This is a genomic window from Streptomyces sp. NPDC050485 (assembly GCF_044458185.1).
In the GTDB taxonomy this organism is placed as follows: Bacteria; Actinomycetota; Actinomycetes; order Streptomycetales; family Streptomycetaceae; genus Streptomyces.
The window spans coordinates 1-6,875 of sequence record NZ_JBITHR010000065.1; the positions used below are offsets into that span (position 1 = coordinate 1).

Sequence of the window (6,875 nt, forward strand, 5' to 3'; positions counted from 1 at the left end):
CAACATCGCCCGGACACGGTTCACTTCATGTACGTCCACACTCCCAACATGCTCGCGATCAGGACTAATAGGAAGACCTAACGGAGTCCTACTAGTAGTGGGCTCCTGGTTGTCAGTGGGCTCTGGCATCATCGACCACATGATCCAGGTCTGTCTCAACGGTGTACGAAGTGCCGGCGACGGCACGGCTGTTCCGCTGTCGCCGGCCGCGCTCGCCGAGTCCGCGGCAGCGGCGGTGACCGCCGGTGCGGCCGAGGTCCATGTCCATCCCAAGACCCCCTGCGGAAACGATTCCCTCTCACCGCGCGTGGTGGGCCCGGCACTTGAGGCGATACGGGCGGTGGTGCAGGTGCCGGTCGGCGTGACCACCGGCGCCTGGGCGGAGCCGGATCCGGCGCGCCGCGTGGAGCGCATCCGCTCCTGGTCGGTGCTGCCCGACTACGCCTCGGTCAACTGGCACGAGGACGGCGCCGACGCAGTCGCAGCCGCCCTCCTCGAGAGGGGCGTGGGCATCGAGGCGGGCATCTGGGCCGACACCCCCGCCGCCCGGCGCTTCCTTCAATCCCCCTACGCGCCAAGGGTGTTGCGCATCCTCGCCGAGGTGATCGACACGCCCGCACAGGCGGCCGAGCCAGCGGCCCGCGCCCTCCTTGCCGAGCTGGGCACCGCCCACGGCCGGCCCGTGCTCCTTCACGGCCACGAGCACGGCACCTGGCCGGTGCTGCGCCTGGCGCACCGGCTGGGCCTCGACACACGCATAGGCCTGGAGGACGTACTGGTCCTGCCAGACGGCGAACGAGCCGAGTCCAACGCCCAGTTGGTGAGGGCAGCGCTGGCCTGCCCCTGACCTCAACTCTTGCGTTCAGCGAGGAGGCGGGAGCCCGTCAGGCTGGTGCCGAAGACGTCGTCCGGGTTGGACAGGACGCAGCCCTCCAGCGACAGTGATCGTTTGGGGAGTGGCCTGCTCGTGGACACCGCGCCGTCGTCGTACCGGGGTTTCCGCTATCCGGTGGAGGTGATCGCGCACGCCGTTCGGTCGTACTTCCGGTTCCCTCTGTCCTTCCCTGAAGTGGAGGAGTTGCTGTTCGAGCGCGGGATCACCGTGACGTACGAGACAGTGCGCCAGTGGTGTGCGAAGTTCGGACAGGCCTACGCCGACGGCCCGCGCCGGCACCGTCCCCGGCCCGGGGATAAATGGCATCTGAACGAGGTCTTCATCAAGGTCAACGGTGAGCAGAAGTACCTGTGGCGCGCGGTGGACCAGGACGGCCATGTGCTGGATATCCTCGTCACCAGCCGCCGGGACGCGGCTGCGGCCAGGCGTTGCTTCCGCAGGCTCCTCAGGGGAACCGAGGCCGTACCCCGCGTGATCGTCACCGACAAGCTACGGCGCCGAGCACCGCGAGGCGATGCCCTCGGTCGAGCACCGGCAGTCGGAATACTTGAACAACCGGGCCGAGAACAGCCATCAGCCCACCCGGCAGCGCGAACGCGCCATGAAGAAGTTCACCTCACCGGGACGCGCCCAGAGATTCCCGTCCGCGTTCAGCGGCATCCCGCCCTACTTCCGGCCGCGCCGCCACCTGCCCACCGCCCCCGAATACCGCACCGAAATACGCCACCGCTTCACCGTCTGGAACCAGGTCACCGGCGCTACTGCGGCCGCCTGACGACGGCTGGCCACCCAGGCAGGCCCCGCCCCAACTACCCACCCAACACCATAAGTTGACAACACCGAGCGGGGCTCATTCTCGTCCCGGGCGCTTGGCCGCGCTCACCTGATATGACGCCAGCGCCTGTCCCGAACGTGGGCACCATGGGCTCCCCGATGCAGGTCCTGGCGCATCGCATCAGGACCATCGTGAGACATCGGCAACCCTCTCGTGCGTGCAGATTCAGTCACCGCTCGACCTCCCGTACTGGCAGCCGCGGGCCATGGGGTACCTGCTGCGACGTCGATCTCTAAGGCGAGCTGAAGCTCAAGGTTCGATCCCTGAGACAGCAACACACGAGGTCATCATGCACTCATCAAGAACTCGACAAGTCGCTTGCTTCCTAAGGCGACGTGTCGCCCCGTCATCCATGCATGCCGCCTTTCGGCTTCAGTGCGCGCTTCATAAGAATGACCGATTCCTCTGTTTTCGATTCTAAATCGAACGACGATCATGATCACGTCAATCGGTGATCAACGGAGAGAGATTCCTTGTGAAGAGCACCACCGGCAGACGGAGGTGGGCAGCCGTTGCGCTCCCTGCCGCCGCTCTGATCGCCGCCACCCCGTTCATCGCCTCTCCCACGGCTGGGGCATCAGTTCAGCCTCCGGGAAGCCTCGGCGCCAAGCTCTCCGTGGCAGCCAAGGCCCACAACATCACAGACCCGCACTTGGTCCAGGTCCAGAAGCAGCAGGAAGTACTCGACAAGGTCGTCGCGGATCTGACGCAGGGGCTCTCCGAGTCGGATCGTGCAAAGATTCCCGGCTTCACCGATGTCGAGGTCGACCCGGACCACAGTCACCTTCGCCTGCACTGGCAGGGCACCCCGCCGCAGCGAGTGCAGAGCGTCCTGGCGCACCTGCCCGCCGGAGTGACCGCAGAGGTCGTTGCCGCCAAGTACTCCAAGGCCGACCTCCACGCTGCCCGCAACAAACTCCTCCAGGGCGGCAAGTTCAAGGGAATCCGGCTCACTTCCACCAGCGATGCCATCCGCATCACCAGCGTCGGCCCGGCCATCGACGGAAGCGGCCTGGAGGTCGGCTACGACGAAGACCGGGGCCTTGAGAAACGGGACACGACCGACCCGCTGGCCCCTCGCACCCGGACCGACCGGTCCGGCGAGATCAAGGCGATCACCGACCGCCTGACCGGGATCAGCACGTCCATCACCTACAAACCGCTGGTCTCGGATGCAACGCGGGCCCACGACACCTCGCCCTGGTTCGGCGGCGCGGCCCTGAGGAACCCCACCGGCGGCATCTGTTCCAGCGGGTTCAGCATCAAGACCCAGCAGGGCACACCCATGCTCACCTCCGCCCGGCACTGCGACGGCGGCAACGGCCAGTGGACCACCTATGCCGGAGGTGACCTCGTCGGCGTCAGCGACCCGTCTCGCAGCGACCTGAACGACGACGTCGTAGCCATCAGCCTGTACTCGAAGCAGGCAGGCGGATTCCTCTACGACGGAGCAGCCAACCGGACCGACGGGTACTCCAAGGCCGTCACCGGTTGGGGCCACAACAACGTCGGCGACTACACATGCACCGACGGCGCCAATGGCGGCGTCCACTGCAACATCCAGATCGCCAAAACAGACGTCAGCGTCGTCGGTTCGAACGGCACCCTCCGCCCCATCACCGACCTCGCCTACGCCACCCCGTACACCCCCGACGGCACCGCGGCCGTCAACGGTGACAGCGGCGGCCCCGTCTTCGCCGGAGTCAACAACTACACGACCGACGAAGCGCGCGGCACCATCACCGCCCTCGACACCACGATCACCTGCCCCTCCACACTGAACGCGGACACCGTCCTCGACGCCCATGTCAGAACGCCGTGGTGCCTCAAGGGCGTCTACTACGTGCCGATCTACCAGACCCTGTCCGACATGGGCTGGACCCTCGTCACCAACTAGCCCTCCGGCTTGACCGTGGGCTGACGTCACTCGCGTCAGCCCACCAGCCTTTCCCCCAGAAGGGAAAGCTGCCAAGCTCAAACCCGTGCCGGCCGAAGACCGTGGAGTGTGAGTGTGAACCGGAAACAGCTCCGGCGAGCCATATGCGCCGTTGCCGCCGCGGCGGCCCTCGCCACCGCCCTGACCATCTGGCTCACCAGAGATGACAGTGGCCGGGACACCGCCGTACTGGGCCAGGTGCTTGTCAGCGCGGACGGCCGGAGCATCACCACCGCGGTCAGATGGGCGCCCTGCCAGGAAGACAAGCCCCGACTCGTGGCACGCGAGTCGTCGGACTCCGTCACCCTGGCGTTGAAGGAAGGCGAGGCCGACCTGCGCCACCAATGCGCCAGCACCCCCAAGCAGATCAGCACCACGCTCAAGGATCCGCTCAAAGCACGGCACCTTATCGATGCGGTCACGGGCTGGACCATCACCGCCTTCGACGGCACCCGGCTCGCCGCCCCTCGATACCTCCCGCCGGGTTACCACCCGACCGACACCGTCTACCAGGACGACGCCGGCCAACGTCCCCTCCCGTCCCCCTTCGAACGCACCACAGCCCTCGGCCCCGCCTGGACCCGCTTCTACCACAGCGACGCACAGCAGCCGTCCCTGAGCATCACGCAGATCAGCGGGAAGAGCCCCGAGGAAGCAGCCGGCACCGCCGTCACCGTCAACGGCTACCCCGGCCATCTCGACAACGACAAGAACAGCAATCGCGCAGTGACCTGGTCCGACGGCACATACACCTTCATCATCGACACAACAGGCCCCCAAGTGACCAACACTCAACTCCTGGACATCGCCAAGCAACTCAGCTGAAACTCGTTCCCACCATGCGCTGGTTCCGTCGAGGCCCCAGATAGAGCTTCCCAATGCTGATGTCAAGCAGTTGCGGTGACGGGTGGTGCAATGAGCCTCCGCCAACCCGAAGCCGCAGGTCGAAGGACTGGCGTGACCGGCGCTCGGGGTGCTCGCGCTGGTCGTGGGCGGTTGTCTGAGGCGTGGATCGTTTGTCAGCGGTCGGCTCGCTAGTTCTTGAGGTACGCCTCGCCATTCCGGCCAGGTGCACGCAGGGCTCGGGCAGCGAGGTTCGGGCGGCATGATGTCGGCCCCTCGCGGGAGGGCGGCTTCGCACCCTGGGACCATGAGCGCATGTCCGAGGAGTCGAACCTGATGTCAAGCCTGTGGCAGCTTGTGCTGTCCGGGGCCACCGACTGGCTGCTGGAGCTGTGCGGCGACGGCCTGACCGGGTTCATGCCTCCGGCGATGCCCGACGCGGTGTGGGTGCTCAACGCCATGTACGAGCACGAGCAGGGGCCGGAAGATGTGTCGTATCACGAGTACCACCAGGCACGTCTTGCCGACGGGAGCGCCCAGCCCCACATCGTCGCGGGTATCGACCTCGACGCCGTGGGCGTCGCCACGGGAGGAGGGCTGGGCCGTGCCCAGCACCCGGGCGCCGGCTGGCGACGGCTGCGCTGGGCCGAGCTTGCCCGGCGTACCGGTGACCAGGTCGTGCCCGACGGGCTGATGCCCTCCTACCGTTGCTTTCCCTCGGCCAAGAAGGAGGGAAGCTGGCCGCTGGGCATGGTCCCGCCGACTGAGGGGAGTCTGGACCGTGAGACCTGGAACCGGCTGATCGCCATCCTCACCCAGTACAGTCCCGCGGGCCCGGACACCCGTTGCCTGGCCTACTACAACCCGCTGGTGCTCGGAGCCACCGACTTCGACAACCTCCACGTGCGTGCGGGCCGGCTCGGCGACGCCGAGATCCTGTACGACCAGTCCGAGGCCGATTTCAGCCCGTCCAACCTCTGGGCCGATGACCGCTCCTGGGTCCTGTGCACCGACTACGACCTGTGGGCCACCAAGATCGCCGGGCCCCCAGCCCTCATCAACGCGTTGCTGAACGACTCTGAAATCGAAGCGGTGCGACTGCCCTGGGCCCACTGGCATGCGCCCTGTTTGAGCAGCCAGTTCTTCGCTGCGTCCAAGGCTTGGTCCGGGCGGGCTGGCGCCGTGTGCTGGATGGCGTTGGTCTCCTCGTCAGGAGGGATCGGCGCGTCATACGTACGGCCCGTGCGGTCGGCGTCCTTGACTTCCGTGAGGACCAGCATGGCTCCATCGGGCAGACGGTGAATCGCGTTGCCCGTCGGGATGCCGCCCGTGTACTGGCCGAAAAAACGCGTGGCCGGTCGTCCGCGGAAGGCGACCACCACCGCCTCACCCGAACTGGCCGTCTCCCCACTGGTCAGTACGGCAACCGGTGCACTGGCGTGGGCCACTGGCGCGCTGTCTCCCCAGCCGAAAGACGTGCCGTCCTCGCGCGGGCTGCCGTTCTCAATCGTCCACGCGGACTTCTTGCCATCGGAGTCCACGAACATGCCGACCGTGCCGTTGCCCAGGACCGGGGCTACGACGGCAAGCATCGGCCACATGTTCCCGCCGCTGTTGTCGCGCAGATCCACCACCCAGCCGCAGGCCCCGGGGCGGTTGGCCCTCGCCACGGCCTCGCGGCCCTGCCGCACGTACTGCGCGTACGCCGAGTCGGAACCGTGCACACCGGGAAGGGAGACGTACCCGATGCGATCTCCCATTGAACGGCCTTCGAGCCCGTCGAGAGCCCCGTCGGGCGACGAGTTCAGGTCCGCTTCAGCCTGCTTCGGTTCCATGAGAGAGCTGTGTCCAGCACCGACTGTCTGAAGAGCGGCGCGGATCGCGTTGTAGGTGTCGGCCGGCTTCTGCGCGCCCCGGGCCTGCGAGAACGCGTCGCGCCGTACATCTGCCCAGGCGATCTGGTGGCGCAGGAGGGCGTTCTTCTCCATTATGGCCAGCGCATTCGTCAGGTACGACCGGGCGTCAGGCGACATGGCTGGGCCCGGAGCTCCCTCCGAACGGTCAGTGCATCCCGTGCCTGCGAGAAGAACAGTGACCAGCCCCATACAGGCTGCCCAACGCAGCGAACGTCCCCGATCCATTAGTCCTCCACCACCTCGGTGACTGGTCCCCACTCATCACTGCGCCCCTCCCAACGGGGTCACTTCACGTGCCCGGCCGATCGTCTCTCGGGAGGCGGTTGATGCGGTACACCTCACCCACGGGTCCACACCCTAGTAGGACTCCGTTAGGTCTTCCTATTAGTCCTGATCGCGAGCATGTTGGGAGTGTGGACGTACATGAAGTGAACCGTGTCCGGGCGATGT

General features: G+C 66.6%; 4 protein-coding genes and 2 pseudogenes. 4 read left to right on the top strand and 2 right to left on the bottom strand.

Translation table 11 applies throughout. The annotated features are described in order from the left end of the window. The first annotated feature begins 139 nt into the window (after window positions 1-139). Window positions 140-847 carry a 3-keto-5-aminohexanoate cleavage protein gene (locus ACIBK6_RS42160; protein WP_399058761.1) on the top strand — a complete coding sequence of 236 codons (708 nt, stop codon included), beginning with the start codon at window positions 140-142 and terminating at the stop codon, window positions 845-847. 2 nt (window positions 848-849) lie between these two features. Here ACIBK6_RS42160 and ACIBK6_RS42165 read toward each other — a convergent pair. Beyond that, window positions 850-942 (bottom strand): annotated as a pseudogene (locus ACIBK6_RS42165) (redox-sensitive transcriptional activator SoxR); the annotation flags it as partial. A gap of 25 nt (window positions 943-967) precedes the next feature. On the opposite strand from ACIBK6_RS42165, the pseudogene ACIBK6_RS42170 reads away from it, so the two are divergent. The 3 genes and pseudogenes from ACIBK6_RS42170 (at window position 968) to ACIBK6_RS42180 (ending at window position 4,491) form a co-directional block, all read left to right on the top strand. Continuing rightward, a pseudogene (locus ACIBK6_RS42170) lies at window positions 968-1,670 on the top strand (IS6 family transposase). 676 nt (window positions 1,671-2,346) lie between these two features. Beyond that, on the top strand, window positions 2,347-3,627 hold the full coding sequence (locus ACIBK6_RS42175; RefSeq protein WP_399058763.1) for a hypothetical protein: 1,281 nt from the start codon (window positions 2,347-2,349) through the stop codon (window positions 3,625-3,627). 114 nt (window positions 3,628-3,741) lie between these two features. Then, window positions 3,742-4,491 (top strand): hypothetical protein, encoded by a 750-nt coding sequence (locus ACIBK6_RS42180; RefSeq protein ID WP_399058765.1) that lies wholly within the window; start codon window positions 3,742-3,744, stop codon window positions 4,489-4,491. Between the two features lie 1,031 nt (window positions 4,492-5,522). On the opposite strand, the gene ACIBK6_RS42185 is transcribed toward ACIBK6_RS42180, so the two are convergent. Next, on the bottom strand, window positions 5,523-6,650 hold the full coding sequence (locus tag ACIBK6_RS42185) for a S41 family peptidase (protein WP_399058767.1): 1,128 nt from the start codon (window positions 6,648-6,650) through the stop codon (window positions 5,523-5,525). Window positions 6,651-6,875: the final 225 nt, after the last annotated feature.

Bases quoted from the DNA above. Each gene is read 5' to 3' on its own strand.
- ACIBK6_RS42160 (WP_399058761.1), top strand. From the start codon at position 140: ATGATCCAGGTCTGTCTCAACGGTGTACGAAGTGCCGGCGACGGCACG.
- ACIBK6_RS42185 (WP_399058767.1), bottom strand. From the start codon at position 6,650: ATGGATCGGGGACGTTCGCTGCGTTGGGCAGCCTGTATGGGGCTGGTC.